Here is a 26,532-nt window from a genome sequence, read left to right as displayed (position 1 = left end):
AGCATAAGGTCATGTCACCTTTTTAAATGATATTTTCTTTTATATGAAAATACCGTTATAAATAAAGATATAAATACTAACCCAAAGCCGAGTAATTGCCATCCAGTTAAGACCTCATTGAAAATCAGGACTCCTACTAAGACCGCTACGACTATTTCAATAGATGACAAAATCGTAGCCTTACTCGATTCAATATAGGTTAATCCGATCGTATAGATTAAATAAGCTAGTACAGTTGAAATAATCACAATTCCAAGCATATTAATCCATACCCCAACGTTCATAAAGGCTTCTTGATGCTCCCAGATTTGGCTAGTCGGAATTAAAAATACACTTCCACATAACATCGCATAAAACGTAATCGTAAATGGATGATACCAGCGGCTAACATTTTTACCTAATAAACTATAAGTCGAACAGAAAAAACCTGCTAGTAATCCGTAGATAATCGTTTGCGTAGTTAATGAAAAATCACCAATAGGTAAAAACTCAATGGCAAATGCGCTTCCGATAATGGTTAATAGAATTGCGACAGTTTTTGCGATTGTTAAAGCTTCGTTGAAAAGGATTTTTGCAATGATGGCTGCGAAGACTGGTGAAGTGTAGACAAAAACGACTGCGACTGAGAGCGATGATAATTCCATCACTTGAAAGTAGAACCAATTGAAAAAGCTAATGCTGAAGACACCTAAACCAATAAAATAAGGCAAATCTCTTATCCTTATTTTTAAGTAGCTTCTTGCCATGGTCCATAACAAAATGAATAAGATGAGACTCGACATGGTAAGGCGTAAGGTCGCCACTTGCCAAGGTGAAAAACCGAATGCGTACAGATTCTGTACAAACAATCCAGTTAAACCCCAGAACGATGCACCTAATACGACCATGCCATAAGCAATAAAATGATTCATTCTCATCGTAAAACCCTCCCTTTTCTCTCTATCTATCAGGTTCAGGTTAAACTACTAAGAGTTTTGTCTGGCAAGTTAATCTTACAACGCCTGATAAGATAAAGCAATCTCAAAGTTTTCCATTATATTGTGTTACTAAATTTCTAAAAATTTCATTAATGCGTTATTGAGTTAAAGATAGTATTTTTTACAATGATTATGTTATAATCACTTTGTTAAAATTTAATATTATAGGAGGACAAACATATGAACAAGAAATTTCTAAGCGCTTTCACGTTACTACTTACTTTATCTTTAATTCTTGCCGCTTGTGGTGGTGAAGATGGTAATGGTGGTGAAGAAGGTAATGGCGAAGGATTAGACACAAATATTGCGACAATCGCAACAGGTGGTTCTTCTGGACCATATAACATCATTGCAACTACCTTAAGTGAAACTTACACAGAAGAATTAAATGTAAACTCACGTACTCAAACAACAGGTGCATCTGTTGAGAACATGAACCTTTTAAAAGAAGAAAAAGTTGAAATGGCTTTTGTTATGAGTGACGTATTAAGCCAAGCTGTTGAAGGTGTTAATAGCTTCGATGGTGAACCTGTTGAAAACGTTCAGCAAATCGCTACATTATACCCTAACTATGTACAAGTTGTAACGACTGCTGACAGCGGCATCGAAACATTAGATGACCTTGAAGGTAAACGTGTTGCTGTAGGGGATCAAAACTCTGGAGTTGAAGTTAACGCACGTACATTATTAGAAGGTCATGGCATCACATACGACGATATTGAAGTTGACTACTTAGGATATGCTGAAGCGGCTGATGGCTTACGTTCTGGACAAATTGACGCTGCATTCTTAACAAGTGGTCTTCCAAACTCTTCAGTATTAGAGTTATCTGAATCGGTTGACCTTAAAATTGTTACTATTGAACAAGACCGCGTTGAAGAAATTGCACAGGATAAAGAATACTTTGTTTCTTTAGAAATTCCAGAAGGCACTTATGGAAACGATGACCCTATTGAAACAGCTGCAATTATGAACGCGTTAGTTGTACGTTCTGATTTAAGTGAAGACGATGTTTATAAATTAACTGAAACATTGTTCAATAACCTAGACAAACTAGAAAATTCACACCAAGCAGCTTCTGATATTAATTTAGAAGATGCACAAGAAGGTATGGTTGCACCTATTCACCCAGGAGCACAACGCTATTACGATGAACAATAAATGGTTGAAGAGGGGTACTGCGCTTGTTGTGCTCCTCTTTTTCATTTTTTTTCATTTTCCTGTCATTCAAATTGAAACAGAAGATCAAACCTACTATCTACGCAGTCAATCATTCACTCTATCTTGGATCCATTCTGTTGAGCATGAACCTTGGTATGAAAAGTATGAACGTCACAATAATAAATTATTATTAACTGAAACGTATTTTAAAACTTTTGGTGCAGGTGTACCATCTGATGGTGAAATTATTGAATCTAAAGATGGGTATGTACATTTGAAAGTAAAGCGAACTATGGAACAGGTCAATTTGATTGTTTCCGACAATGTACAAACAACCATCGAAACAAAAACCAAAGATATTCAACTTTATGAATTAGTCGAACCTTACAGCGAGGTGGAAATCAAGGCATATAATGTCTATCTTTGGAACATATGGGGAGGGAAGTTTCTATGAGGAAAGAGGACGTAAACGGATCTATTGACGTTGAAGGTAATAAAGGCAATGATCAAAGCCAGGAAATCCTTGAAAAATATGACCGCCAATCAAAAGTCAGAGATTTAGATAACCGGAAATTTATCTTCTGGACGTTATTTATTGTTGCTGCCCTGTATTCAGTTTATCATCTCTGGATACAATTCAACCCAATGCCAGCGCTCCAACAGCGTTCAATTCACGTTGCAATTGGACTTGCTTTGATATTCTTAATCTATCCAACATATTCAAAGCAAAAACGAACCAAAGTTCCGTTTTATGATTGGATCTTATTTGGGTTAAGTTTTTACTCATCTATTTATATTTTAACCGAGTATACTGAAATTGTGACAGAACGTGGTGGTATTCCAAACACAATGGATATCATTGTTGGAATTATGACTGTCTTACTAGTGCTAGAAGCAGCAAGGCGTGTAACAGGTATTATTTTACCTATTGTAGCACTAGTATTCCTAGCTTATCCGTTCTTCAGTCACATGGACTTTTTACCAATGCGACTCATGACACGCGACTTTGATTTAGGAGATATTTTTGGTCAATTATTTCTAAAAACTGAGGGGCTCTATTCGACTGCAATTGGGGCTTCTGTTAACTTTATCTTCCTGTTCATTTTATTTGGTGCATTTTTAACTAAATCTGGATTAGGACAATTCTTTAACGACATTGCAATGGCATTAGCTGGTCATCGCCAAGGTGGTCCTGCCAAAGTTGCCGTTGTATCGAGTGGTTTTATGGGAAGTATTAATGGAGCAGCCGTTGCAAACGTTGTAAGTACTGGTTCATTTACCATTCCACTTATGAAAAAGATCGGATATAACAAAAACTTCTCAGGTGCCGTTGAAGCAAGTGCCTCAGTCGGTGGGCAAGTACTCCCTCCTATCATGGGTGCCAGTGCGTTCATCATGGCTGAGACTACGGGGATTAATTATGGAACCATTGCACTAGCTGCCTTGATTCCAGCAGTCTTATACTACCTCGCCGTCATCATGCAGGTACACTATCGCGCAGGTAAACGTGGCTTAAGAGGAATACCTAAAGCAGATTTACCACGCGTTAAAGAAGTAATGAAGGAACGTGGACACTTATTAATTCCAATTGTCGGCTTAATTGTAATGTTATTTCAAAACATGCCAGTGGGTCGTGCTGCGTTCTGGACAATTGTTCTTACAATTGTTGTTGCATCGTTTAGAAAAACGACACGCATGACGCCACGAGATATATTAGATGCATTGGTATTAGGGGCTCGCCAATCATTAGCTGTTATGATCGCCTGTGCGGTTGTAGGGATTATCATTGGTGTTGTTAGCTTAACAAGTTTTGGTACTGTTATGACATCATCAATCCAAAGCTTAGGTGCTGGCTCATTATTCTTAACATTATTCTTTACGATGCTAGCTTCGATGTTATTAGGTATGGGACTTCCATCAATCCCTGCTTATATCATCACAGCTACTATGGCAGCACCTGCTTTAGCTGAATTCGGAATTCCTGTATTAGTGGCTCACATGTTTGTGTTCTACTTCGGTATTTTCGCTAACGTGACACCACCTGTTGCCTTAGCAGCCTTTGCTGGTGCAGGTGTATCAGGCGGTAACCCGATGAACACAGGTTTCCAAGCATTGAAATTATCTTTAGCAGGCTTCATTATTCCGTATCTATTCGTGTATGATCCTGCCTTATTAATGATTGATACAGTTGGAATCGCAACGAATGAAACTGAGTTTGGCCTCCCTCCTATAACGGATATCTTGCTTAATACGTCTACTGCCATTGTAGGTATTGTCGCATTAAGTGCAGGCTTAGAAGGTTTCTTTAAAACGTTCATTAACCCAATCTTGCGCGTACTGTTATTAGGTGGTGCTATATTATCCGTTGTACCTGGTTTAATGACAGATGCCATAGGCTTATCGGTTGTTGTTGTGATTTTAGCAATCAACTACTTTAAAAATCGAAAACAACATACTCAAGTAGCATAAAGAAACTCGGAAGTTAAGTAAAACTAACTTCCGAGCTTTTTTATCGGCAAGTTTTTTTAGTTTATCGGTAAGTTTCGTGATTTTATCGGCAAGTTTTTCTGATTTATCGGCAGGTTTTTCTGATTTATCAACAGGTTTTTCTAATTTATCGTCATGTTTTCTTAATTTATCGGCAAGTTACATAAACTAACCTTATTCCGTTAAACCCGGCATCACACCGTCTGGAATAGGACTAACATATCGCTCTTTGCCCGCAACTTGACTATGTTCTTCTTTTGCCTTCTGAAGCAGTTCTTCATCTTGCATCACATCTAAAGCTGTGGCGGCCATAACCTTCCCTGCGTAAAGCATGCCTTTGTGACCTATCGATGTGCCTACTTGTGAGACTGCTTGCCATGAATGTAATGCGGTGCCGTTTGCAAAGCATGTTGTGAGAGCCTGTGTTGTTGGGGCAATCCAACTGACATCAGCGACATCTGTAGACCCTGTTGATGAGTCTTGATTTTCTCTACTAATGACTGATTGAGTTAGTGCTAGCCCGTCTATTCCCTTAGCCCATAAATCGTTTTTCTCATCATCTGATAATGTACCACGAATAGCCTCGGCAAACGCTTCTTCATCTTTAGAAAATTGAGGCGGATTTAATTCATGAAAATTTCTCTCCATAACGGCATCTAAGGTGTGATTCTCAACCATATCAGATGATCCACTATCAAACACGACTTCTACCTCAGTTTCAGTCATTAACGCGGCCCCCTCTGCGATTTTACAAACACGCTCATAAATGCTTTGCACTTGTGAGACTTTTGGTGCTCGTATTAAATATAAAACCTCAGCATCAGATTGAACAACATTAGGAGCATCTCCACCTGTATTCGTCACCGCATAATGGACTCGCGCTTCAGGTATAATGTGTTCTCTCAAATAATTGACACCAATGTTCATCAACTCAACTGCATCAAGAGCACTACGTCCTAAATGTGGGCTTGCCGCTGCATGAGCCGAACGACCTTTAAAGCGGAAATACACTTGATTCACGGCTAATACATTCATTTTAAAAACTGAATTAATTGGAGCTGGATGCCAACATAATGCAAAGTCTAAATCATCAAACACACCCGCTTTAGCCATAAATGCTTTACCATCACCAAACTCCTCAGCTGGACAACCAAAATACTTAACGGTCCCTTCTATTCCGTTTTGTTCCATATAATCTTTAACCGCAACTGCCGCTGCAAAAGACCCTGTGCCAAGTAAATTGTGACCACATCCATGACCATTGCCGCCTTTCACCACAGGTAAGTGAGAAGCCACGCCTCTCTCTTGACTAAGACCTGGTAACGCATCATATTCACCAAGAAATCCAACAACTGGTTTACCACTACCATATGTTCCGACGAAAGCCGTATCAATACCTGCGACGCCTCGCTCGACATTGAACCCTTGCTCTTCTAATTTTGAGATAATATAATCTGCTGATTGTTTCTCCAAAAATGCTGTCTCCGCAAATCCCCAAATACGATCACTCATATTAGTAAATAACTCTTTCTTGGATTCAATTAAATGGTCCACAGTTTGAGTATGAGACATCCAACCACTCCTTTTTGTTAGTTAATAAAAAGCTGTCTAACCTTTATTAGACAGCCATCCCTTCATTCTCCTAATACCCTTCATATCGACAAAGATACCGATAAGTAAATAGACAAATATCGACCCAACAACTATTTTACTAGAAATACTAAAGTAGGTTTCATAAGGTAAATCAAAAATTAATCCGTAAATAACAAGCCCTATATGTGACCATGCATTAATATTAATCAGAGCCTTTAAAAACGGCACTCTCTGTGAGCCTCCTTCTTAAGAATAAATCCCGAAGAAATCTGTGACAAATAATAAGACAATAAATGCAACATAAACAGCTATATTTGAAACTGATACAATGAATCGTTTAGATTCTCGAGCATATTTCCATTCCATCAACATATCGACTGATGAACTAAATATTGGGTAAAAGACGATTAACGTAATTGGAATAAACACAATTAAGAACCCTATTATGTATAAACCAAACAATATAAATAGAACGATTAAGTATGTTATTAAAAATTGTTTATATCGCTTTTTATGAATATCATTTATAAAACGTTCTTTACGAATCTCAATATTAAACATCTTTGTGAGAATGATTTCAACTAAAAATGCTGATATAAATAATGCCGCAAATATTAATAAAATATCGATAAAATGCATTTGTACAACTCCTAAATCTCGTTATTTTTAATACGGGTTATGTAATGACGTACTCTTTTTTCTTCATCCTCATTATAATGGAAACCTAGCTGTTGTGCACACGATTGTGCCACATCATGAAACAGGTCGCCCATGCTCTCAAGTGCTTGCCAAATTGAATCTATGTTTGCTGTTGGAAAGGTGTCTTTCAATCTGTTCCACGTTTCTCTGTCTAATAGATTACTTAAGTCTTTACTAAATTTTCCCGTCGTAATATTAAAATCATGTTCTATAGCAACAGACCAATCTAGTAATTGCATTAAAGCATTTCGTAAAGGTCCTTCGAGCACCCCTTTTGCATATAAAACCTCTTCTCTCCATAAACCTTTTGCAACATAAGGCGTGACCCACCAGAACTCATTACACGTAGCCAGGAACTCCTCTTCAGTTGGCCTTGTAACTAAATAGTCTCTATCTGAAGAGGGCGGTAACTCAGGCAAACGCTCATCCTTATCTAGCAAAACTTCGGTTAAACTCTCAGTAGTTTCCATGATTTCAGGAATTCGTTCAACTGGCACTAAATTAAGATCAATTCGGTTCACATCTTCAAATTGCATTAAATATGTAACTGCATTGTTTTCAATCTGCCATGGCGAAGGGTTTGGGACTTGCATGATGACTCTTTTACCGAACCGATCAATCCAATTCCGATTAGCTCTAAAGCTATCAACATCCGTCACAGCGTATACAATATCGTAGTCTTGTAGTTTATCCCGCTTCGCTTTTGGATTCGCACGAGAGCCATTCATCCATACAGCGCGAATTCGATTATCTTCTTCTGCTGTACCTAATATTAAATCCATCATTTCTCGCTCTGACCGCATAAGTCTTTTACCGCCTTTCAATATTATAGTGAATATCTAAAAATGGTAGTCCGAAAATCCACATACGATGCTCAGCTTGAAGGTGCCCAGGCTTTGTTTCCCACACCTCGAACTGTTCTTGTAATGGTAGTTTCATAACATATTCTTTGAATGCTAGATAAATTCCTACTTTCTGACTTGATAAAATCAAGCGTTCCTCACGTTGTGTAAGGTTAAGGACTCCGATCATTGTAGATCCTGGCAGAGGGAGCGCAATATTCATGTATGTTTTGCCCCCATCGGTGTGTTCAGAATACAGCGCTACAAATGTCGTGTCACCTTCAATCTTCCGTGTCCAAGCTCGCACTCGCTCCCTTGAATCTAACTCAGGATTCAACAGAGATACATCTCCATTCATTTCAACCTTATGACTTGATAAAGGCAAGTTAATTTGTTGGGTCTTACGACTAATGATTTTGTACAGAGCCGCAAACGGTTTAAACCATGGCTTCCACTTCACACTCGACCACAGTCGATAATCCGTCGTGTTTTCGTAAAAGTCTTGGATTGTTGGGGCGATGTTAAGTTTGTAAACTCCCATGTCATCTACAAGGCCCGAAACGGTTGAGTTAGTCACCGTTTTTCCGTGTAAGAATTGTTCCCCCACAGTCATACCGCTTCTTAACTTACTCACAGGAAATGAAGGTCTCGGTTTTTGTAATATAGCAACTAGCGTACCTGCTCCTGCAAATAGTAACGCGTTCGTTAAACCGTGGAATTTAATCATAAACTCAATGGTAATAGTATAATTACCAGACCAATTTCCATATGCGTAAAGTAATGAGAACATAATCGACACGCCCAGTGCCATAAACGTTAATCGAAACAACCACTTTTGAGAGTTTGATAAATATTTTATGTAAAAGCTAATTCCAATAAGTCCATAAATAGCAAAGATATAAACTAAAACGGATAATAACTCTAACGTTGTTGAAAACGTGATCCCTAAGGCAACTAAAGCAAGAGCAATCATCGTAGCAGGTGCGAGCCAATAATATAACTTCGGTTTTCCAACCCTTCCTAACAACCCAACAAAAACAGGGAGTAAGAATCCCGCATAGTGAAAATGAATTGCCGTTAACCATGTAATCACTGGGCTAAATCCAGTGTTTATGCCTGCTTCATAAGCAAAAAACCACATGCCACCCACAGCTAATGAAACCATCGCTAAGTCGATCAAAAATTCCTCTAAATGAGTAAACCCTCGATGTAAAAATCGTCTTACACCCATTAAAGCTACTGTGATGGTATAAACTAAATATACACCCGCCAACAAAGAGTGCCACACTGAGCTTGGTGTGAGTTGAATTAATATGACCGCTAAAAACGCTGGGATTGCAAACCAAACTAGGCGTCGTGATTCATGTACGGCATTCAATACGATTGGAACAAATACTAATTGAGCGGCAGTTAAAATTAAAAAGTGCCATTCATGTGGTGATAAAATCGCTATAATACCTAACACGACTAAATTAATTAAACCTAATTTATGTAAGATCTTCACTCGTAAATTCCCCTTTATAGTGAAAAACCTGCCCGATTAATGGATTGCGAACAGTGACATCAATTTCAAATTTTTCTGTTTGGTCGTTATAAGACTCATTCACCTCAGCTATACCTTGAAACCACTTTGGGAGCGGAATTTCAAACCGCCCTAACACAACACGCTGACGGGCTGAACGAATGTTTAGTGCCCCATTTTGAACTTCAAACACTAAGTCGGAATACATTAACGCTGGTTCCCCTAAATAGTCTTCAATGATTCCCCGCTTCTCATCTAAACTCATCAAAGCATCGAAAAATCTAGTAGAGTTTTGAAAAAAGAACTTTCGCTCCCAATGGATTTGGCGCCCATCGTCATAAGGCGCATTTTTAATCGTAAACGGGATGTTCTCTCCACGTTCTGGAAAAAGGAGTTTTCGCTTAATCCCAAGCTTTAAGATTGGCCATAAAAACCATGGCCCACCTTCTATGCGAGTCATCACACCTTCTCCAAAAATAGGTTGCTCCGCCATAAGATTATACCGTTTTTGTAACATGGAATGTAATTGTTGAAACTCTTGACCAAGTGCTCTTTTATAGATCGACATAAAACCCTTCCTTATTTCGGTGTTCTACGACAATATCTAGCTGTAGGAATTTCTCTACAAACCATTAATCCTACTGCCGACAGCGTCACTAATGCTAAATTAAATGTTAAGGGATTAAATGGATGTGTTAGGTTTACAGGGTCCGCAATAACAGCTGATAAAGCTAATAACGGGAAGACTATTAATTGTAACTTAAATAGGTGCTCTTTTTTTCGATAAACCAGCCAAGCCAGTCCAAATAGGACCTCTCCTGTCCCCACTACGTAATTCAACCAGACAGCTTGAGGCTCCGTCATCGGAAGTGCTCCTGTCGTCATTGAAATTTCCGTTGGATGCATAAATAATAGTTTTGGAACAAGTCCATGGTATGTCCAAACGACAAAGAACAGTAACGCGATGAACCATGTACTGTAGAATCGCATGTACTGAGATTGTGGTGGGTCGCCTTTTTCTAACCAACGACGTACGACATCAAAACTTAACGCCGTCGCCCAGCCCATCAAAGGGCGGAAAATCAAATCTACTAATTCACCTATCTTACCCCAATTAGTTTTATAATCATACCGCGTTAAAAACTGGATTGTCCCATCAGATTGCGGATTATACTTCCAATAGCCACGTCCTTCTTTAATTAAAGACATCTTCTGATTTGTTCCAAATTGAAGTGACGAAGTCTTAGAACCATTTAGTGCATCGTGAGTTCCAACACTTTTCCCCCAACCTTCAATTGAAAGACCAAAGCCTATATTTGTTTTATATGTAAATAACTGAGGCTCGTTTTCTTTTTTTGATAAATAAGTAATTGATGAAAAGCGTAGGTCCCATTTCTCATGTTCTTCAGGCGATTGTGTCACGTGCCATAATGAATCCATATCAGATTGAATCGGAATCTCTACGTAAATAGGTTTCTTCTTCATCTATATCCCCCTATCATCTACTTCTATTCTATCACTCTAAACGAGCTGGTTGAATTTTTAATAAAAGGATTTAGCCTAAAAACCTAGTATATTAATAATAAGAAGGGGGCGCACATAATGAGAAGCCGAGAAATTACTAGAGCCGTTAAACTTTGTGATCAAAAAGGTAAACTTAATGAAGAAAGCATCGGCTGGGCAAGACAACCAATGGTGTACTGTAATGTCCGAGGAAGTTTTTTAAGGAAGAAAAAGTGGAACTACTGGTGTATGACTAGTCGTGAAGCAGTCTTCTCTATAACAGTTTCTCATTTGGACTATGCAGCTGTCATTTTTGCATATATAGTTGATCTTAACGAAAAGACCTATGAGGAACAATCTATACTCTTACCTCTCGGCAAAAAAGTACAAATTCCAGATAACGTGGCAGAACCGATTCATTTTGACTATAAAGGAATTCGGATTCACATTAAAGATGTTAAAGACACCACGCGACTATATGTTCATTGGCCAAACTTCAATGAAGGCCAAGCACTTGATGCTAATTTTACGATTAACAAGGTAACTGAACAGGAATCTTTGAACGTCACCATTCCTTGGAGAAAATCTCGGTTTCAATTCACTTCTAAACAAGTAGCACTTCCTTCTAAAGGTGAAGTTAGTTGGTCAAAAGGACTCTACCACTTTACAGGCCAGCAATCATTTGCGACTCTTGATTTCGGACGAGGCAAATGGCCTTATCAGTCAAAATGGAACTGGGGAGCCGCATCTGGTTACTCTGACGGATATCGTGTTGGGTTGAACTTTGGTGGTCAATGGACAGTTGGGACTGGCCAAAATGAGAATGGAATCATCTTAGATTATAAACTACATAAAATTCATGGTGAACTTGAGTGGATCTATGACCCGCATGATTATATGAAACCGTGGGTGATCCACACACTTGAAAATAAGCAAGTAAAATTGATGTTCGAACCTATTTTTGAACGTGTTACTAAGACAAATATTGGAGTTGTGAAATCTAGTGTCCATCAAGTGTTTGGGTATTATAGTGGCACAATCGAGACAGAAGGGAGTCAAAACCTTCAGCTTGAACGAATCTTTGGCTGGGCTGAAGATCATGAAGCTCGTTGGTGATGTTAAGCCAATGTTTCAGATACGGTTATAAAAACTGCCTAACATTTTATATTAGGCAGTTCGTATTATTATAGGGTTCGTTCAATCAATGTTCTTCTTTTCTGCTCAATTTCTACAAGTTTATTCTCAAGGTTCGTTAACTCGCTATTTAACTTCATCATAATGTCATCTACTTTATATAGCTGGTCTTGGACTTGATCTCTGGATTCGTTAATTTTTCCTTGTACCATCCAATCGACAATTAATCCATCAAAGAAGAAATCAGCGAACTTCAGTAATCCTGACATATTCATATCCACTTCAACCATCTCATTGATATCCAAAAGCTCTTTCTGGAATTTACGCATACTAGACTGAGCAAGGTGAATATGGCCTGATGCATCATCCATCTTACTATGTTTGACCGCGCTTGTGAGTAATCCACCGCCTAACATATCAAGCGTACCCCAATTGGATGCTGAGTTTAAGGATTCACCGGCTTGCTGAAGTGCTGATTGGGCATTCGTTCCAGCGTAAATCGCTTCATTGATTTCCTTTATGTATGCTTTTGCATCTCCTTCTTGCTCACTCAATTTGTATAGTTCTTCTGCATAGAACGAATCAGTTTCTTTAATTAGTTGCTCTTTTTGTGCTAACAGCTGTTCATATGTTTTTTCAATTTCTTTGTATCGTCCAAGCTCTTTTAGTAATTCATTAACGGATTCTTGAATCTCATTTCTCGTATGTTCAGCCTCCTCCAATTGTAATTGTACAGCTAACACTTCTTCGTTTTCCTTTACAAGCTTTTCGTATTTAGTTCCAGAAATAGTTGAGAAAAAGTTAGTTAGGCTAATACCCTCCAGTTTCTTAACATCCTTTTGTTCCTCTTTTAATTGGTCTTGTAACCGATCGACTGTGGCTTGAACTTCAGATAGTTCAGCCTGATAATCATCTAATTGTTTACAAAGCTTACGTTTTTGAGCTAAATCTCCTTTAACTTGCACGATTTGTTCATTTAAATTTTGTAGCACAACATCTCCCCCTTTACCTTATTGTATATGATATCTAAAGCACTTCATAATAACAATCACCTGATTTTTACGTACTCGACTCCCCCTTTTCAAGTACACTTCACTCGGTTTCACGTGCATTCCCTCTGATTTCAGTAACAGTTTTTGTTCCAAAGAAAAAACGTGCTATCTAAGTAGCACGTTTTTCACCCTTAATCCTCTTTTGTTGTCATCAACTGCCATTCGATTCCGTACTTATCTTTAACTTTACCATAAGCTGGGATGAAGAAAGTTTCTTGAAGAGGCATGACTTCTTCCCCGTCGTGTTCACGTATCTTGCGATAAATGTCACTCGTTTGATCAGCATCATCTGTTACGAGCGCAACCGAGATATGTGTCCCCGCTTCAATCGGATGATCTGGGTCAGTATCCGACAACATAATGTCATTTCCACCAATTTTTAAGTTGGCATGTAACAGTAGTTGCTCATCACCCTCTTGTGCATTAGGAAGTTCAGCATATGTTTTAAATTCAATTACTTCTGCATTAAACGTTTCCTCATAGAAACGCATGGCTTCAATTCCATTACCATTAAACATAAAATATGGATTCATCCCAATTATCATTTTAATCACCTCAGAATATAGTATAGTCAACAAGTGTTTTTTCCAATCATGTTATACAAGTTGTAACGTATAATATAATAACTTATATTCGGGAGTTGATGGCGTTTGGGATTCTCACACCATTTAGTTATTTTCTTCGTAATCGCCGTGATTGCCTTAATTCTTAGGTTCATACAAATACGATTAATGATTCGAGTCGATATCTATCTGTTTGTTTTTGGACCTTTAGTAGCCTTTGGAATACTTTTCTTACTTCTTGGTCTCATTGATGTTAATCGAGGCTTGTTTCTTGATGTAGGTAAGTTTATGTTTTTGTATGGCGCGGTTGGGTTCGGTTGTGGATTTGGAGTTGCCCAAGTGTTAGGCGGCCGTTTCTAATTAGGTTGCCCCCACTTAATGGACAACCTATCACTTGAATTTCTTCTTATAATCCTCTATCACCTCAACATGACTTCCGATCATTTTATTAGGTAAGTCGCTTAAATTAAAAAACTTTAAATCCATAGACTCTTCTGGATCACAGTGTAACTTGCCTGAGTAGTCATTGCTCCAATATGCAGCTGTCACTGAGTAAAATTCATCCCCATTTTGTGCCCGAATAAAATAATCCTTACCTGAGTAAACGTTGATGAGGTGCATGCTCCCTACTATTAACCCCGTTTCTTCTAACACTTCACGCCTACCAACATTTTCAGTCGATTCACCCAATTCCATTAAACCACCTGGTAATCCCCAGACACCTTCAGGAAACTTCCGTTGCTGGAGTAAAACACGTCCAGAACCATCTACAATTACAACAACTGTCCCCATCAAAATTAGAGGTCGATGACCAACAAGCTTGCGTAGATCTTCTACATAGCCGATTATGAACCCCTCCTTTCACAAAAAATCCAGCCCAAAATTGAGCTGGATCATTTACCAATTATATTTGTAATAATCTTGTTGTTGGTAAGTTTCAAAACCAACTGCTTCATATAAGTGTAAGCCACGTTCGTCTTCAATTCCTACCTCTACAAAAATGACATGGCCTGCTTCTGATTCCTGTTTAACCACTTCAATAAGTGCCGCTTTTCCAATACCTTGACGGCGATACTCTGGTTCAACTGTAAATCCAAATATATACGTTTCAATTCCCTCTGCTTTAAGACGAAGCTTTCCGACTGTTTTTCCATCTTTTTCGATCATATACGTTCTGTGGCCAGCATCTTTCTTAAGAACATTAACTAGTATTTCAGATTCCTCTTTAGTTAAGTCAAATCCTTTTACATCTAGATTAATAATTTTCTCAAGATCATCCGCTGTTGCCGTACGCAACTTAATATCAACTTCTGAATCAGGCACTTCTTTATTCGCCCATCGCATTTGGTAATCTGAGTAAGCATAGGTTGCACCTAATTTCTTAAGGGTTTTCTTAGCACATTCAGATTCTGGTGGGGCGTTAATATATAATTTTTGTGTTTTCCTCGTCTTTAATGAATCCAAGATTTCCTGAAACAGTTTGGTGAATATACCTTTTTTACGATGATCTGGATGAACCATTGCACACATTTCATAGGCTCCACCCACATAATATAATGCAGCATAGCCAAGCAGCTGGTCACCCTCATAATAGAAAAAGTCGTTATTCTCCGTCATTCGCGAGCGAAGGAAATACCAATTTAATTTTAATTCGATGCGATCATGTTGCTCCACAATCATTTGAAGCTTCTCAATATCTTTTAATTGTCCTTCAGTTAACAAACGCGTTCCCCCTAACTGGAGATAATATCTTACCCGTGTAGAATATCTATTCTTAAAGATGAAGTCAATAATTTTAATTTAATTAAAATGAACAAATATTCAGTACAGTATTTTATTATTTTAACAAAATAATTCTATTTTTTCCTCCATAAAGTGTATTCTAAAACTAATATACACGAAATAAGCCACGCGAGACCTAACATATGACCAGCAAAAACATCCGTCGCATAATGGACACCAAGATAAATACGGCTAAACCCAATACTAAAAATTAACAGGAAAAGCACTATTCCTAATAACCATTTAATCGCTTTATCCCATTGACTTCGAATCACTAAGTAAATTAAAAATCCGTAGAACACCATTGGTCCAGTTGAATGTCCACTTGGGAAACTAAACCCTGTTCCATCGTATTCTTCAAATATATTCGGTCGCTCTCTGCCAAAAACATTTTTTAAAACACGTGTTAATAACCCAATCCCAATAATGGCAACGGCAAAATATAAAATACGCCACTTTCTTCTTTGATAAATAAAAAACATCACAATAGCTAAAACAATTGAACTAATAGTAATGAATGTCACAGAACCTAAATCTGTGATAAATGAGAAGATTTGCTCTCCAGTTGGAGTTCGAATCAATTGGACAAATTGTTGAACCTTTTGATCAATGAGAAACTTTTCCTCTTCCAATACATTATCTGCCAGTTCCGCAAAAACCCACATACCACTGACAATTAGTGAGAATGTAAGTATTAAATAAATGTAGGTCCTTCGTGGAATATCATTAAGCCCCATTTAACCACCTCTCCTTATATCATTTCACCAATAAATTATTCGAAACTTATTTTCACAAAAAGAAACTCGACTAATCACCTTAGTCGAGTGAACTGTTAAATTTAGTTTTAAGTCTTAGCCTTACTAATTCATAAAACATAGCAGTACCTGTTAATACAACCAAAAAAACGATTATTGAATATCCCCAACTATAATCATCCTGGTAGTTAATAACACCCATAACCGTTGTTAACCACTCCATGATTACTCCTATAACCGTCCATACTAACATGTAAGGAATAAACGTTTTCTTATTAATCTTAAACTTTTCATAAAAGTAAACGAAAAAGTAACTAATAGTCGCAAAAGAGAAGTACGTCAAGAGGTCAGTTAGCTCATATTGATTACTATCATTTACTCTATAAAAATTGATTAACCCTCCACCTATCGTGAAATCAAACAATGTGGATACTGCGAATCCCCACACTAGGAACAGTACAACTATAGCGGAAGGTAAGATTTTCGGTAAGTAAAAAACGAGCGCGTAAACAATGACCAAAAACGCAATCACGTATAGTTCGTTTTTATCAAAAGTTTCCCATAGAATCATTTCGTTAACACCGCATTCTTTGTAATCTTATGGAACAAGTAGTAGGACATCAATGACAAACCAATAATGCCAATAAAATACAATACGTCGTAAGCTATATTCCAATTATTATAAGTTGCAACATTTAGCGGAACTAATAAATAGTTCGTAAAGGTTAAAAACGCTACTGACAGAATGATCGAACTGACTTGAAAAAAAGTATTTCTTGTGCGTAATACTAGCGCAAGACAAATAAGTGCTACAGTAGGTGTTATAATGCTACGCTTAAAAATATAAGCCATGTACGGCTGACCTTTTTCAGTTAAAGTAATAAGCTTTAACTCCTCTATGACAATCCACGAGAAGTTAATGGCTATAATTAAAGTAATTAAATAAACAAACGTGCCATCTAAAATATTTATTTTTTTATCCATAACAAAATATAAAGCAACGACAAACCAAGAGATTGTAAAAAAGACGACTAAAGCAGTCATGCTGTTCCTCCCGTTTTTACCTTATTATGCTGAATATGTATTAGATTCATGCATAAAATAACGCCCGAATACAACTTCGGACGTTTAAGCGATATTAAATATTTTTGTAAGTAGGTAAGTAAAAACTTCGAAGCTGGCAAACGGCAGACTGATCATAAGTACCGCAAGTGTTAAATACACGTTAAATTCCCGATCTTTTTTCCAATAATGGAGAAGGAAAATCGAGTAAGCTAGACCAACCAGAAAAACAATGGCCCATGTAATTGAGCTGCCTTTTGAGGCAAAGATGAGATAAGAAATAAATGTGATTAAAAATAAAATTGTTGGTGAATTCTTAAGCCAAACATTACGAGGGACCTCTTTAATTTGCGCTGTTTTTTCTACGGTAAAATCCTTTAATTGTTCCCAATATCCTTTAAACCTTACACTAATCTCACTCATGTTATGACCTCCAAAAAAATATGCACTTATTCTATTAATACCCTATTTTATGTAAAAATAGCCCCATCATGATAGATTTGTTAAACTTTATTATAGAATCGTATAGGAGGTATATCATGAGGATTGTATCAATTGAGCCAACTCCAAGTCCTTATTCAATGAAGATAAATGTGAATGAAAGCTTACCTGACGGAGAGACTCAAGAATATAAACAAGGTCAAGATTTAAGTGATGCTCCAACATATGTTCAAGACCTTTTTGCTATTGAAGGCGTTAAGGAACTTTATCGTGTCATTGATTTTATCGCATTAGAACGTCATCCAAAAGTTCCTTGGGAGAACATTCTACCTCAAGTTAAGGAAGTTTTCGGATCTGATGATGAAGACTCGGATCGTGGTGAAGCACAGTCTGAAGAAGGTTTTGGAGAGATTAAAGTATTTATTCAGAAGTTCCGCCAGATTCCTATGCAAGTTAAGGTGGAAGAAAATGATGAGGAAAAGCGCTTTGGATTGGACAATCGATTTATGGAAGCTGTCATGGAAGCGTCTAAGGATGCCGATTTGTTGGCTGAACGTGAGTGGGTTGAACAGAGCCCTCGTTATGGCGATGCAGATGAAATTGGTAACGATGTGGTTGCTGAAATCGAAGCCACCTACGATCAAAAGCGTTTAAATACATTAGTGGATTTAGCACAAGCAGGACGCACGAATGAACAAGCACGTATTGAAGAGACATTAACGTTCGAAAAGCTTGAGGCTGACGATTGGAAGAAACGTTACGCAGCATTGGACCGCATGCCTGACCCAACCGTTGATGACTTGCCTGTGTTAGGTAAAGCATTGGAAGATCCTAAAATGTCTGTTCGCCGTCTAGCTACAGCTTACTTGGGTGAGATTGATGACAAAGCCGTGTTACCATATATTTATAAAGCTCTTCAAGACAAAACGGTAACAGTGCGTAGAACAGCTGGGGATTGTTTATCCGATTTAGGCTTTACAGATGCAATTTCAAAAATGACAGAAGCTTTAAAAGATTCAAGCCGTATCGTTCGATGGCGAGCAGCGATGTTTTTATATGAATACGGGGATGAAACTGCCCTTCCTGCCTTAGAAGACGCCTTAGATGATCCTGAGTTTGAAGTTCGAATGCAAGCTAAAATGGCCTTATCACGTATTCAGGGTGGAGAAGAAGCAAAAGGATCGATTTGGAAACAGATGATGGAAATGAGTCAGAAGAAGTAAGAAAAGCGCAAAAGCCCGTTTAACCACGCAGTGCGCCGACTAACTTCGGCCGCGTCCTGCGGCCAACGTCCAGTTCGTCGCTGACCGACTAAACTGAGATAAAGGAAACACGGTGAGCATTGCGAGTCGATGTTGACTTATCGTAGGTTTAGTTGGGAAGTCACCCAGTGGTTGGGCGCATTGCGCTAGCTAGTGCTAAACAAAAATAATCTTTCAAAACGTAGAATAAAAATCTTAAGTAAAGCAGCTGGGATCTCCAGCTGCTTATTTTAATGTATTTAAAAATTCCATCGCTTGTTCAGTTGACTGTAAAAGCTTTTCATCTTTCTTTCCTTTTCGAATCGCATGGGCGTCCTGAAAAGCCTGCAACGCCTCTTTGTATAACCCTAATTCCATCAAGCATTTACCTTTATGTTGAAAAACAAAGTCTAAATACTGAGGCTCATACTCATACCCCAGTAACATAGCATAATCAAAGCATTCTAAAGCTTTTTCGTGATCTGCATTATATTTGTGAGCCTCACCTAGACGAATATGCATAATCATCTCACGCAATGAATGAGGATCTGATAGATTAATAGCCTCTTCAAGACATTCAATCGCTGCTTTCGGCTCATTTTTCAATCGATATAAATTGCCTAACGTTCCATATAAAAAGCACCGATTGTCACGATCATCTGTTTTCATCAATTCGCGGCGAACCTGCGTGATGAGGTCATCTACTAAATCAAGACGCTCAGTCTTTTCACGCAAAAAGTGCTGTTCATCGAAATAGATATGCTCATTCAGTTTCTCTAACTGCTCGCGAATGTGCTGCATGGCTGTATCTCCTTTATTTTGTAAACTCTTTTTGATTCAACAGGGACAGCGCTTCCTCAAGGTCAATATCTCGCTCTAAATGTTCTGGGGTCCAGGGAATATGTACATCAGGTAAGATCCCTATTCCCGTCATCCCTTTACCTTCATCAATTCGTTTAAGTTTTGATGTTGGGTACATTAGTTCAAATTGATTGTCCCAGGTCATCGGTACCAAGTTAGAATAATCATTTACACCAGCTGTCCCTCGACCTAAAACAGTGACTTTTTCAGATAGCTTAGACAACTCAACAAAAATATCTCCTGCACTTCCGCAATACACATCACCTAATACAACAACATGTTTAGGGGTTGCTTTGCCTTCAATCGGATACGGTTCTGGATTAAGGTCATTATCAAACGTCATCAACCCTTTTCCTCTATTCTTATCCCATAAGTCAATGTATGTTTGAGCATTACAAATAATTTGTTGATCATCAACGTTATCCAAAAACTTTTGAATGGAGGTAATAGTTAAATCCGCACTTCGATTCGTGACATTATAAACTTGAACATAGTCTTTTGATAAGTCTATTGTTGTTTTACCCTCAGGAAATATATAAGGTATTAAAGCTTGGAAAGATGAATCAGACCCACCTCTATTTTTTCGAACATCAATAATTAAGTAATCAGAGTGATCAAGTTCATCCTTACGCTCAGCTACAAGTTGGTTGATGGCATCAGGGTTCATAAAATCTGTCATTTTTATATAAGCAGTGTTTGGCTGTAACTGTTTAAATGAGTACTCTGGGGTATATTCAGGTTTTTCATAACGTTGAATGTCTAAAGTTTCTTCATGTCCATCAGTGTGAACAACTGTCGCAATCTTGTATTTCTTAAGAACTGATCGCCAATTTTCACGTTCAGCTGGTTCATCATACAAATAGTTTTTATGAATCTCACAAAGCTCAGGGATGTTAATATCATCTAATGCCACAATCCTGTCTCCAAGCTCAAGACGGTCTTCGCCCATGAGCTCAGTGACGTATAGAGCATCCTTATGTCGTCTCACTCGGAATCCGACATCTTTCCCTCTCTCGTCACCCACCATATTGAAAAACATATGTGGGTCCTTCAGGTCAGCTAAATAATCCTCAACTAGTTCTACAAATTCATGATGGGTAAGTTGTTGGTTCGTAATCTTTTTTCGGTAATGATCAGGGTCGTCCCATCCTCGCTTATCATCACATCCTGCATAATCGTGGTGTATGATGTCTATAATCTCTTCAAAAATTTTATCAAACATCATAACTCTCCCTTCATTTACCAAATATCTTACCATAAACCATCATGATTTTTGTAAATCTAGCAAGAAAATTGAGTTTTCGTGACTTTTTTCCTTTTTGACAGTTTAGTAGAAAATCAGTTTAATTATAGGTAAAAAAGAGGTGCCATTAATTGATCGTTAAAACACACGAAATTCCGATTCCATTGCTCCAGCTCGCTGGTTTAAAAAAGCGAGTTGAGACTACACACCCTCAATTTCCTGTTATTGCCGATGACCATACCATTCACCAATCTGGATATCGTGGTGAGTTGGCCTTTGATTATTATCTAAGGGCCATTGATGATGAGGAAACCGCTATTTTAAATGGCTTACGTGTTGTCGGTTCCAACCCATTTCAGATGGACAATCTTATTTTGAACCCTTACTTTTTCACTTTAGCAGAAGTGAAAAACTTCTCAGGAACGATCGAATTTGATCACGAGTTCGGGCAAATGACCCAGCACTCAAACGGCCGAACGCGTTCCTTTAAAGACCCAATCAACCAAGTTGACACTCAAATTTTTCATTTACAGAACTGGCTCATGCAACACGGTTATTCAGCAATTCCCATTGTCGCCCTTGTTATCTTTGTAAGCAATAACGTCCACCTATCAAGAGCAGATTCTCACGCCGTCGACCCGAGGATCATCCGACCAGGGAAGTTTATCGAGAAGTACCAAGAACTGAAGCAAAAATTTACGACTAGAGTCTTAAGCGACCAGCAACTTATTAACCTTTCTCGCTTCTTGAAAAAGCATCACCGACCTTTGCGACTTGATGTTCTTAAAAAATACCACCTAACTGCCAAGGACATAAGACCCGGCGCACCCTGTCCGGAATGTTATTATTTGCCGGCTGTTCGGTTGCATGGAAGGTGGTCTTGCCCAAGTTGTCAATGGGTGGGTAAAGATGCTCACCACCTTGCATTCAAAGACTTTCAACTATTATATAAAGATACCATCACAAACCGCGAGGCTAGGTGGTTGCTGCAGGTTGATGATATTCAGGTAGTTAGCAAACTACTAAAAAGTGCGGAATTTCAAGCCACAGGTTCAAGGAAAGGAAGAGTGTATCACTTAAACTATGATTTTCAAAAAGATTATAATCACTTAGTGAAAATTAGATAATAAAACAAAAAATTAGATAATAAAATCACGATTTTAGATAATAAATTTGAAATTTAGATAATAAACCCGTAATTTTAGATAATAAACTCGTAATTTAGATAATAAAGTCACGATTTTAGATAATAAATCGGAAAATTAGATAATAAACAACCGAAACACCACTAACCTATTATAGATAAAGCTTTTGCGCCTCTGCGCAAAAGCTTCATATTAGGAACCCCTGCGGCCTGCGCAGGGGTTGTCTTAGTTTTTCACGGTTTCAAATGGGAGTGGTTTGGATAAGTCTTCCTGAGATTTCGGGCATGTTTTGCAGCACGTGCGGTCCGAGTTAGCTCCGTAGTAGAAGCAGCACGTGCGACGGACGCGTGTACCGTCGTCTTCGATACGGCGACCCCAGTAGAAGTTCGTTAGCTGGTTACAGTCATCAGAGAATGCCTCCGATGATAATCCAAAGATCAAGTATTTGTAATCCGCTTCAACACGTTCAGCCACATCCTCGAATTGTTCTTCTTTTAATTTTTTCTCATATAACCAATAAACGTAAATCGAGATGTTTTCCCACAGGTTTGGCTTCGGTACACGTGATACTTTACTGAACACATTTACTAACTGATCCATTTTCGCAAAAAGATTTTCAGTCATTGCGCGACGTTCTTCTTCACGTGTTGCTTCACCCAGAACCTCAACTCTCAACTCGTCCATATGCAGGTTCGGAAGCCATTTGTCACCAACCGTATTCGGAACAATGCCAGCTCGGTCAAACGCCACATCAAGCTTCATATTATGAACGGTCATAAGATAAAGTTGAGGTAACACAATATTAAAACCTAAACGCTTCATCAGCTGTGATCCAGCGACAAAAATACTCTCCGTGTTAAATTCGCTCTTTATTTTTTTCAAATAATCAAGCAAAAATTCCTCATCTAATAATTGATCAAGAGTGACCGTCACATGATCAGCATAATCGACCATTCTGAAATTGTCTTTAAGATAAATTTTTTCTGTTTTCTTAAGTTGTTCCATAAGAAACACCTCTGTTATTGGTTATTTGCGTGTTTTAAATAACAAGTAAATAAAATATGGTGCACCGATTAGTGATGTGAAAACACCAGCTGGTATTTCTAGTGGTGCAAACGCTGTTCTGGCAATTAAATCTGCCACCAGTACGATTAAGCCACCTATTAAAGCCGAAACGGGAATCAATGAACTAAAGACGGACCCGACTAGGCGCCTTGCAATGTGCGGTGCCATTAATCCAACGAATCCGATGCCACCAGCAAATGCGACGGAACCTCCTGCTAATGCTGTAGCAAGCACTAACAACACTAAGCGATCGCGCTGTACTCGTGCCCCTGCGTTTGTCGCTACATCGTCTCCAAGTCCTTGCATGTTCAACTGGGTCGTGTAGAACATGAGTACAATCCCAAGTCCGACCACCCAAGGTAAGATTGTGGATACCTGACCCCAAGTAGCGCCATTCACACTTCCGGTTAACCAGATGTTTGCGCGGGCTGCTGTATAAATCGGGCCAAATGTCATGATCATCGTCGTCACAGCTTCAACTGCTGCAGATAGACCGACACCAATTAAAACTAATTTTATCGGCTGTACACCATTTCTGTTCGTTGCTAACAGATACACTAAAAAACCCATTAATACAGCACCAATTAATGATGCTAACGGCAACCATTGAATGCTAACAGTTAGCGCGTTGCTTCTGTCACTAAAAATAACAAGAAAACCAACTGTCGATAACGCAGCACCTGCTGTGATCCCGATAATGTCAGGTGAAGCTAATGGATTTCGGATAATCCCTTGCAATATTGCACCTGACATAGCCAAACCAGCTCCTGCCAAAACAGCTAGTAAAATTCTCGGCATACGAAAATCATTAACAACTAAGTCATGCATATCTTCGCCGTAACCAAATATCGCCTTAATGACATCAATAGGTCCAATAAACATCTGGCCTATTCCTAGACTCAAGACAATCGCTGCTAATACCGTTAGACATAACGTTATTATGATGAAAAATGATTTTTTATTTATTAAAAAGCGATTACTTCCTAATTTAAAATTCCAATACTTACTCATTTATGCCCCTCCTCGCGATGTAAATGAAGAAAGGAGCACCGATGAACGCTGTCATAACACCGATTGGCACTTCAGCTGGCATGATAATGTAACGCGCTCCGATATCTGCAGCTAACAATAAGATCGCGCCGAGTAACCCACTATAAGGTATTAACCAGCGATAATCATAACCAACTAACCAACGGGCAACGTGAGGGATAATCAATCCAACAAAACCAATTGGGCCAGCGATGGCAACAGCACTACCCGCAAGAAGGACAATCACCATGGCGCCTACTACTTTTACGAGCCACGTTTTCTGTCCTAAACCAACAGCTACATCTTCCCCCATAGTTAAGACGTTCATCTTTTTTCCTATAAAAAGGGATGTCACCCATCCAACGATTAAATAAGGTAAAACTCCTACTAATAACTCTAAATCTCGCCCTTGAACAGCACCTGCCAGCCAGAACAAGACTTGATCAAGCGCTCTTTCATCCATTGTTAAAATACCTTGTGTCATAGATGAGAACAATGCTGCAATCGCAGCACCAGCAAGTGTGAGTTTAACGGGCGTTAATCCGTCAGTCCCAACAGAGCCGAGCAAATAAACTACTACAGCAGCAATCGCAGCACCCAAAAATGCTAACCACGTAAAGCCTGTAATACTAGATACGCCAAAGAAACTCACACCTAGTACAACGAAGAAACTAGCACCAGCGTTAACCCCAAATATACTCGGTGAGGCTAATGGATTTTTCGTTAAACCTTGCATAATAGCACCGGCAATAGCCAAACTAGAGCCAACAGCAGCAGCAATCAAAGCTCGTGGGATACGAGCTGTTTGTATAATGATATGTTCATTTGATTGATCATAATTCGTAAAAGAATCGATGACCATCTGAGTATTTATTTTAGTTAATCCGAAAATAACACTCGCCCAGATTAAGGCAAGTACGGAAATCATTCCAATTATAATTCCAATACTTCGAGTCGACGTTTTCGTCAGCATAGTCTGAAATACCTTTCATTCCCTATATGTCGCTGACTTTAGTCTAATCTAATTGATAATCATTGTCAATGAACTTGAGAATCGTTTTCAATTAATTACTGAAAAAGTATTGACTTTATAATTGATAACCATTATCATTTGTATTGTGATTGAAAATCATTCTCAATCAATAAAAATAAAATATCTTACATACAGGAGGAAAACACAATGTTTAAACCAAACTCTTGGAAATTAGCATTGCTTTTAATTACACTTGTGTTTGCTTTAGCTGCTTGTGGAGGCTCTGATGATACAGATGAGAACGCAGGCGATCAAACGGATGAAAATCAGGAAGAATCCAATGACGAGGAAGCTGAATCCTACACAGTAGAACATGCGATGGGCGAAGCGACAATCGAAGGGAAACCTGAGCGTATTGTCGTTCTAACAAACCACGGTACAGAAGCCCTATTATCATTAGGTATTAAACCAGTAGGTGCTGTTCAATCATGGACAGGTGACCCTTGGTATGATCATATTTCAGAAGATATGGAAGGCGTCGAAGTGGTTGGTACTGAAAGCGGCATTAATTTAGAAAAGATTGCAGAACTTCAACCTGACTTAATCCTTGCAAACAAAATGCGTCAAGAAGAACATTATGAAAAGTTAAGTGCCATTGCACCAACAGTATTTGAAGAAACATTACGTGGTGACTGGAAAATTAACTTCGAACTAATTGCAGAAGCAGTTAATATGGAAGAAGAAGGTCAACAGGTACTTGATGACTATCAACAACGTGTTGATGATCTACGTTCAAATTTAGAAGAAGCTGATAAACTAGATACAGAAGTGTCAATGGTTCGATTCATGCCATCGGACGTTCGTATTTATCATAAAGATTCATTCTCTGGAATTATCCTTGATGAAATTGGGTTAGCACGCCCTGAGTCACAAGACGTTGATGACTTCGCCGCTAAAGGTGTGACAAAAGAACGCATCGACGAAATGGATGGCGACGTGATTTTCTACTTCACATATCATCCAGAAGGTGAAGATGGTGAAGCAGTTGAAAGCGAATGGGTAAATGATCCATTATGGAACAACTTAGAAGCTGTTCAAGCTGGTAACGCTTATGAAGTGAGCGACACCATTTGGAATACAGCTGGCGGTGTTCGCGCTGCAAATTTAATGTTAGATGACTTAGAAGAAAAACTATTATCTGAATAATTGTCTATACGTTTTAACCCCCTCGTTATAGATTGAAAAGCTCGCGTGTAATTGGCACGCGAGCTTTTATGGCTCTATAATATTTGTTGGGGTAAAGGTTATTTTCTGATAATTCACTATGTGTTTTAAGGGGAACCTTCCAGGTTAGGCCTTCCCTTTCCGCGGGCGATCCGCGAGCCTCCTCGAACTCCACTAA

At 38.5% G+C, this 26,532-nt stretch carries 29 protein-coding genes; 8 read left to right on the top strand and 21 right to left on the bottom strand.

The features are described 5' to 3' along the window. Window positions 1-14 precede the first annotated feature (14 nt). Entirely contained in the window at window positions 15-917 is a 903-nt protein-coding gene (locus ACTWQB_RS13350) for a DMT family transporter (protein WP_443139694.1), read from the bottom strand. A gap of 240 nt (window positions 918-1,157) precedes the next feature. On the opposite strand from ACTWQB_RS13350, the gene ACTWQB_RS13345 reads away from it, so the two are divergent. Genes ACTWQB_RS13345 through ACTWQB_RS13335 form a run of 3 tightly spaced genes read left to right on the top strand, consistent with a single transcriptional unit; the run spans window position 1,158 to window position 4,607 of the window. Further along, window positions 1,158-2,138, top strand: a complete 981-nt coding sequence (locus tag ACTWQB_RS13345; RefSeq protein WP_443139693.1) for a TAXI family TRAP transporter solute-binding subunit — start codon at window positions 1,158-1,160, stop codon at window positions 2,136-2,138. Continuing rightward, on the top strand, window positions 2,128-2,592 hold the full coding sequence (locus ACTWQB_RS13340) for a DUF1850 domain-containing protein (RefSeq protein ID WP_443139692.1): 465 nt from the start codon (window positions 2,128-2,130) through the stop codon (window positions 2,590-2,592). The genes ACTWQB_RS13345 and ACTWQB_RS13340 overlap by 11 nt, the downstream gene beginning before the upstream one ends. Further along, window positions 2,589-4,607: a TRAP transporter permease gene (locus tag ACTWQB_RS13335; RefSeq protein WP_443139691.1), complete on the top strand. Its 2,019-nt coding sequence runs from the start codon at window positions 2,589-2,591 to the stop codon at window positions 4,605-4,607. Before ACTWQB_RS13340 ends, ACTWQB_RS13335 begins: the two co-directional genes overlap by 4 nt. A gap of 192 nt (window positions 4,608-4,799) precedes the next feature. On the opposite strand, the gene ACTWQB_RS13330 is transcribed toward ACTWQB_RS13335, so the two are convergent. The 7 genes from ACTWQB_RS13330 to ACTWQB_RS13300 are packed head-to-tail and all read right to left on the bottom strand — an operon-like array spanning window position 4,800 to window position 10,766. Continuing rightward, window positions 4,800-6,197, bottom strand: coding sequence for a M20 family metallopeptidase (locus ACTWQB_RS13330; protein ID WP_443139690.1), 1,398 nt, complete (start codon window positions 6,195-6,197; stop codon window positions 4,800-4,802). Window positions 6,198-6,233: 36 nt separating this feature from the next. After that, on the bottom strand, window positions 6,234-6,446 hold the full coding sequence (locus ACTWQB_RS13325) for a hypothetical protein (RefSeq protein ID WP_443139689.1): 213 nt from the start codon (window positions 6,444-6,446) through the stop codon (window positions 6,234-6,236). Window positions 6,447-6,464: 18 nt separating this feature from the next. Continuing rightward, entirely contained in the window at window positions 6,465-6,857 is a 393-nt protein-coding gene (locus ACTWQB_RS13320) for a DUF4181 domain-containing protein (protein ID WP_443139688.1), read from the bottom strand. 11 nt (window positions 6,858-6,868) lie between these two features. Further along, entirely contained in the window at window positions 6,869-7,720 is an 852-nt protein-coding gene (locus ACTWQB_RS13315; protein WP_443139687.1) for an aminoglycoside 6-adenylyltransferase, read from the bottom strand. 7 nt (window positions 7,721-7,727) lie between these two features. Continuing rightward, window positions 7,728-9,263, bottom strand: coding sequence for a YndJ family protein (locus ACTWQB_RS13310; RefSeq protein WP_443139686.1), 1,536 nt, complete (start codon window positions 9,261-9,263; stop codon window positions 7,728-7,730). Then, a complete protein-coding gene (locus ACTWQB_RS13305) occupies window positions 9,247-9,849 on the bottom strand; it encodes a DUF4166 domain-containing protein (RefSeq protein ID WP_443139685.1) in 603 nt (200 codons plus the stop codon). The genes ACTWQB_RS13310 and ACTWQB_RS13305 overlap by 17 nt, the downstream gene beginning before the upstream one ends. Before the next feature lie 11 nt (window positions 9,850-9,860). Further along, on the bottom strand, window positions 9,861-10,766 hold the full coding sequence (locus ACTWQB_RS13300) for a DoxX-like family protein (RefSeq protein ID WP_443139684.1): 906 nt from the start codon (window positions 10,764-10,766) through the stop codon (window positions 9,861-9,863). Between the two features lie 117 nt (window positions 10,767-10,883). Here ACTWQB_RS13300 and ACTWQB_RS13295 point away from each other — a divergent pair, with 117 nt between their 5' ends. Further along, window positions 10,884-11,900 (top strand): DUF2804 domain-containing protein, encoded by a 1,017-nt coding sequence (locus ACTWQB_RS13295; RefSeq protein ID WP_443139683.1) that lies wholly within the window; start codon window positions 10,884-10,886, stop codon window positions 11,898-11,900. Window positions 11,901-11,968: 68 nt separating this feature from the next. Here ACTWQB_RS13295 and ACTWQB_RS13290 read toward each other — a convergent pair whose 3' ends face one another. Continuing rightward, entirely contained in the window at window positions 11,969-12,910 is a 942-nt protein-coding gene (locus ACTWQB_RS13290) for a coiled-coil domain-containing protein (protein ID WP_443139682.1), read from the bottom strand. Window positions 12,911-13,101: 191 nt separating this feature from the next. Next, the gene (locus tag ACTWQB_RS13285; protein ID WP_443139743.1) at window positions 13,102-13,515 is read right to left on the bottom strand and encodes a VOC family protein; all 414 of its coding nucleotides are present in this window, start codon (window positions 13,513-13,515) and stop codon (window positions 13,102-13,104) included. A gap of 105 nt (window positions 13,516-13,620) precedes the next feature. Here ACTWQB_RS13285 and ACTWQB_RS13280 point away from each other — a divergent pair, with 105 nt between their 5' ends. After that, window positions 13,621-13,893 (top strand): hypothetical protein, encoded by a 273-nt coding sequence (locus tag ACTWQB_RS13280; RefSeq protein WP_443139681.1) that lies wholly within the window; start codon window positions 13,621-13,623, stop codon window positions 13,891-13,893. 30 nt (window positions 13,894-13,923) lie between these two features. Here the strand turns inward: ACTWQB_RS13280 and ACTWQB_RS13275 are convergent, their stop codons facing one another. The 6 genes from ACTWQB_RS13275 to ACTWQB_RS13250 form a co-directional block, all read right to left on the bottom strand. Beyond that, window positions 13,924-14,379: an NUDIX hydrolase gene (locus ACTWQB_RS13275; protein WP_443139742.1), complete on the bottom strand. Its 456-nt coding sequence runs from the start codon at window positions 14,377-14,379 to the stop codon at window positions 13,924-13,926. Between the two features lie 51 nt (window positions 14,380-14,430). Next, the gene (locus tag ACTWQB_RS13270; protein ID WP_443139680.1) at window positions 14,431-15,255 is read right to left on the bottom strand and encodes a GNAT family N-acetyltransferase; all 825 of its coding nucleotides are present in this window, start codon (window positions 15,253-15,255) and stop codon (window positions 14,431-14,433) included. 134 nt (window positions 15,256-15,389) lie between these two features. Next, window positions 15,390-16,052, bottom strand: coding sequence for a phosphatase PAP2 family protein (locus ACTWQB_RS13265; RefSeq protein WP_443139679.1), 663 nt, complete (start codon window positions 16,050-16,052; stop codon window positions 15,390-15,392). Between the two features lie 79 nt (window positions 16,053-16,131). After that, window positions 16,132-16,641, bottom strand: a complete 510-nt coding sequence (locus ACTWQB_RS13260; protein WP_443139678.1) for a hypothetical protein — start codon at window positions 16,639-16,641, stop codon at window positions 16,132-16,134. Then, the gene (locus ACTWQB_RS13255) at window positions 16,638-17,114 is read right to left on the bottom strand and encodes a hypothetical protein (protein WP_443139677.1); all 477 of its coding nucleotides are present in this window, start codon (window positions 17,112-17,114) and stop codon (window positions 16,638-16,640) included. Before ACTWQB_RS13255 ends, ACTWQB_RS13260 begins: the two co-directional genes overlap by 4 nt. An 84-nt stretch (window positions 17,115-17,198) precedes the next feature. Continuing rightward, window positions 17,199-17,555 carry a hypothetical protein gene (locus tag ACTWQB_RS13250; protein ID WP_443139676.1) on the bottom strand — a complete coding sequence of 119 codons (357 nt, stop codon included), beginning with the start codon at window positions 17,553-17,555 and terminating at the stop codon, window positions 17,199-17,201. Window positions 17,556-17,671: 116 nt separating this feature from the next. Here ACTWQB_RS13250 and ACTWQB_RS13245 point away from each other — a divergent pair, with 116 nt between their 5' ends. Further along, on the top strand, window positions 17,672-18,796 hold the full coding sequence (locus ACTWQB_RS13245; protein ID WP_443139675.1) for a conserved virulence factor C family protein: 1,125 nt from the start codon (window positions 17,672-17,674) through the stop codon (window positions 18,794-18,796). Between the two features lie 264 nt (window positions 18,797-19,060). Here the strand turns inward: ACTWQB_RS13245 and ACTWQB_RS13240 are convergent, their stop codons facing one another. Further along, on the bottom strand, window positions 19,061-19,615 hold the full coding sequence (locus tag ACTWQB_RS13240) for a hypothetical protein (RefSeq protein ID WP_443139674.1): 555 nt from the start codon (window positions 19,613-19,615) through the stop codon (window positions 19,061-19,063). 13 nt (window positions 19,616-19,628) lie between these two features. Further along, entirely contained in the window at window positions 19,629-20,897 is a 1,269-nt protein-coding gene (locus ACTWQB_RS13235; protein ID WP_443139673.1) for a S41 family peptidase, read from the bottom strand. Between the two features lie 152 nt (window positions 20,898-21,049). Between ACTWQB_RS13235 and ACTWQB_RS13230 the strand changes: the two genes are divergently transcribed. Beyond that, window positions 21,050-22,045 carry a nuclease-related domain-containing protein gene (locus tag ACTWQB_RS13230; RefSeq protein WP_443139672.1) on the top strand — a complete coding sequence of 332 codons (996 nt, stop codon included), beginning with the start codon at window positions 21,050-21,052 and terminating at the stop codon, window positions 22,043-22,045. A gap of 243 nt (window positions 22,046-22,288) precedes the next feature. On the opposite strand, the gene ACTWQB_RS13225 is transcribed toward ACTWQB_RS13230, so the two are convergent. Genes ACTWQB_RS13225 through ACTWQB_RS13215 form a run of 3 tightly spaced genes read right to left on the bottom strand, consistent with a single transcriptional unit; the run spans window position 22,289 to window position 25,130 of the window. Further along, window positions 22,289-23,068: a hypothetical protein gene (locus ACTWQB_RS13225; protein ID WP_443139671.1), complete on the bottom strand. Its 780-nt coding sequence runs from the start codon at window positions 23,066-23,068 to the stop codon at window positions 22,289-22,291. A gap of 21 nt (window positions 23,069-23,089) precedes the next feature. After that, entirely contained in the window at window positions 23,090-24,139 is a 1,050-nt protein-coding gene (locus ACTWQB_RS13220; RefSeq protein WP_443139670.1) for a FecCD family ABC transporter permease, read from the bottom strand. Further along, window positions 24,132-25,130: a FecCD family ABC transporter permease gene (locus ACTWQB_RS13215; RefSeq protein ID WP_443139669.1), complete on the bottom strand. Its 999-nt coding sequence runs from the start codon at window positions 25,128-25,130 to the stop codon at window positions 24,132-24,134. The genes ACTWQB_RS13220 and ACTWQB_RS13215 overlap by 8 nt, the downstream gene beginning before the upstream one ends. A gap of 207 nt (window positions 25,131-25,337) precedes the next feature. Between ACTWQB_RS13215 and ACTWQB_RS13210 the strand changes: the two genes are divergently transcribed. Then, on the top strand, window positions 25,338-26,336 hold the full coding sequence (locus ACTWQB_RS13210) for an ABC transporter substrate-binding protein (RefSeq protein WP_443139668.1): 999 nt from the start codon (window positions 25,338-25,340) through the stop codon (window positions 26,334-26,336). Window positions 26,337-26,532 lie beyond the last annotated feature (196 nt).

Origin of the sequence: Piscibacillus sp. B03, assembly GCF_052246295.1 — a bacterium.
Lineage (GTDB): Bacteria > Bacillota > Bacilli > Bacillales > Alkalibacillaceae > Piscibacillus.
Note: the sequence above shows the minus strand (reverse complement) of the source record. Positions and strands in the feature narration are given on the sequence as shown.

Bases quoted from the DNA above. Each gene is read 5' to 3' on its own strand.
- ACTWQB_RS13260 (WP_443139678.1), bottom strand. From the start codon at position 16,641: ATGATTCTATGGGAAACTTTTGATAAAAACGAACTATACGTGATTGCG.
- ACTWQB_RS13315 (WP_443139687.1), bottom strand. From the start codon at position 7,720: ATGCGGTCAGAGCGAGAAATGATGGATTTAATATTAGGTACAGCAGAA.
- ACTWQB_RS13350 (WP_443139694.1), bottom strand. From the start codon at position 917: ATGAGAATGAATCATTTTATTGCTTATGGCATGGTCGTATTAGGTGCA.
- ACTWQB_RS13305 (WP_443139685.1), bottom strand. From the start codon at position 9,849: ATGTCGATCTATAAAAGAGCACTTGGTCAAGAGTTTCAACAATTACAT.
- ACTWQB_RS13295 (WP_443139683.1), top strand. From the start codon at position 10,884: ATGAGAAGCCGAGAAATTACTAGAGCCGTTAAACTTTGTGATCAAAAA.
- ACTWQB_RS13210 (WP_443139668.1), top strand. From the start codon at position 25,338: ATGTTTAAACCAAACTCTTGGAAATTAGCATTGCTTTTAATTACACTT.
- ACTWQB_RS13250 (WP_443139676.1), bottom strand. From the start codon at position 17,555: ATGAGTGAGATTAGTGTAAGGTTTAAAGGATATTGGGAACAATTAAAG.
- ACTWQB_RS13340 (WP_443139692.1), top strand. From the start codon at position 2,128: ATGAACAATAAATGGTTGAAGAGGGGTACTGCGCTTGTTGTGCTCCTC.
- ACTWQB_RS13345 (WP_443139693.1), top strand. From the start codon at position 1,158: ATGAACAAGAAATTTCTAAGCGCTTTCACGTTACTACTTACTTTATCT.
- ACTWQB_RS13225 (WP_443139671.1), bottom strand. From the start codon at position 23,068: ATGGAACAACTTAAGAAAACAGAAAAAATTTATCTTAAAGACAATTTC.
- ACTWQB_RS13220 (WP_443139670.1), bottom strand. From the start codon at position 24,139: ATGAGTAAGTATTGGAATTTTAAATTAGGAAGTAATCGCTTTTTAATA.
- ACTWQB_RS13335 (WP_443139691.1), top strand. From the start codon at position 2,589: ATGAGGAAAGAGGACGTAAACGGATCTATTGACGTTGAAGGTAATAAA.
- ACTWQB_RS13300 (WP_443139684.1), bottom strand. From the start codon at position 10,766: ATGAAGAAGAAACCTATTTACGTAGAGATTCCGATTCAATCTGATATG.
- ACTWQB_RS13215 (WP_443139669.1), bottom strand. From the start codon at position 25,130: ATGCTGACGAAAACGTCGACTCGAAGTATTGGAATTATAATTGGAATG.
- ACTWQB_RS13235 (WP_443139673.1), bottom strand. From the start codon at position 20,897: ATGTTTGATAAAATTTTTGAAGAGATTATAGACATCATACACCACGAT.
- ACTWQB_RS13285 (WP_443139743.1), bottom strand. From the start codon at position 13,515: ATGATAATTGGGATGAATCCATATTTTATGTTTAATGGTAATGGAATT.
- ACTWQB_RS13240 (WP_443139674.1), bottom strand. From the start codon at position 19,615: ATGCAGCACATTCGCGAGCAGTTAGAGAAACTGAATGAGCATATCTAT.
- ACTWQB_RS13330 (WP_443139690.1), bottom strand. From the start codon at position 6,197: ATGTCTCATACTCAAACTGTGGACCATTTAATTGAATCCAAGAAAGAG.
- ACTWQB_RS13265 (WP_443139679.1), bottom strand. From the start codon at position 16,052: ATGGGGCTTAATGATATTCCACGAAGGACCTACATTTATTTAATACTT.
- ACTWQB_RS13320 (WP_443139688.1), bottom strand. From the start codon at position 6,857: ATGCATTTTATCGATATTTTATTAATATTTGCGGCATTATTTATATCA.
- ACTWQB_RS13255 (WP_443139677.1), bottom strand. From the start codon at position 17,114: ATGACTGCTTTAGTCGTCTTTTTTACAATCTCTTGGTTTGTCGTTGCT.
- ACTWQB_RS13245 (WP_443139675.1), top strand. From the start codon at position 17,672: ATGAGGATTGTATCAATTGAGCCAACTCCAAGTCCTTATTCAATGAAG.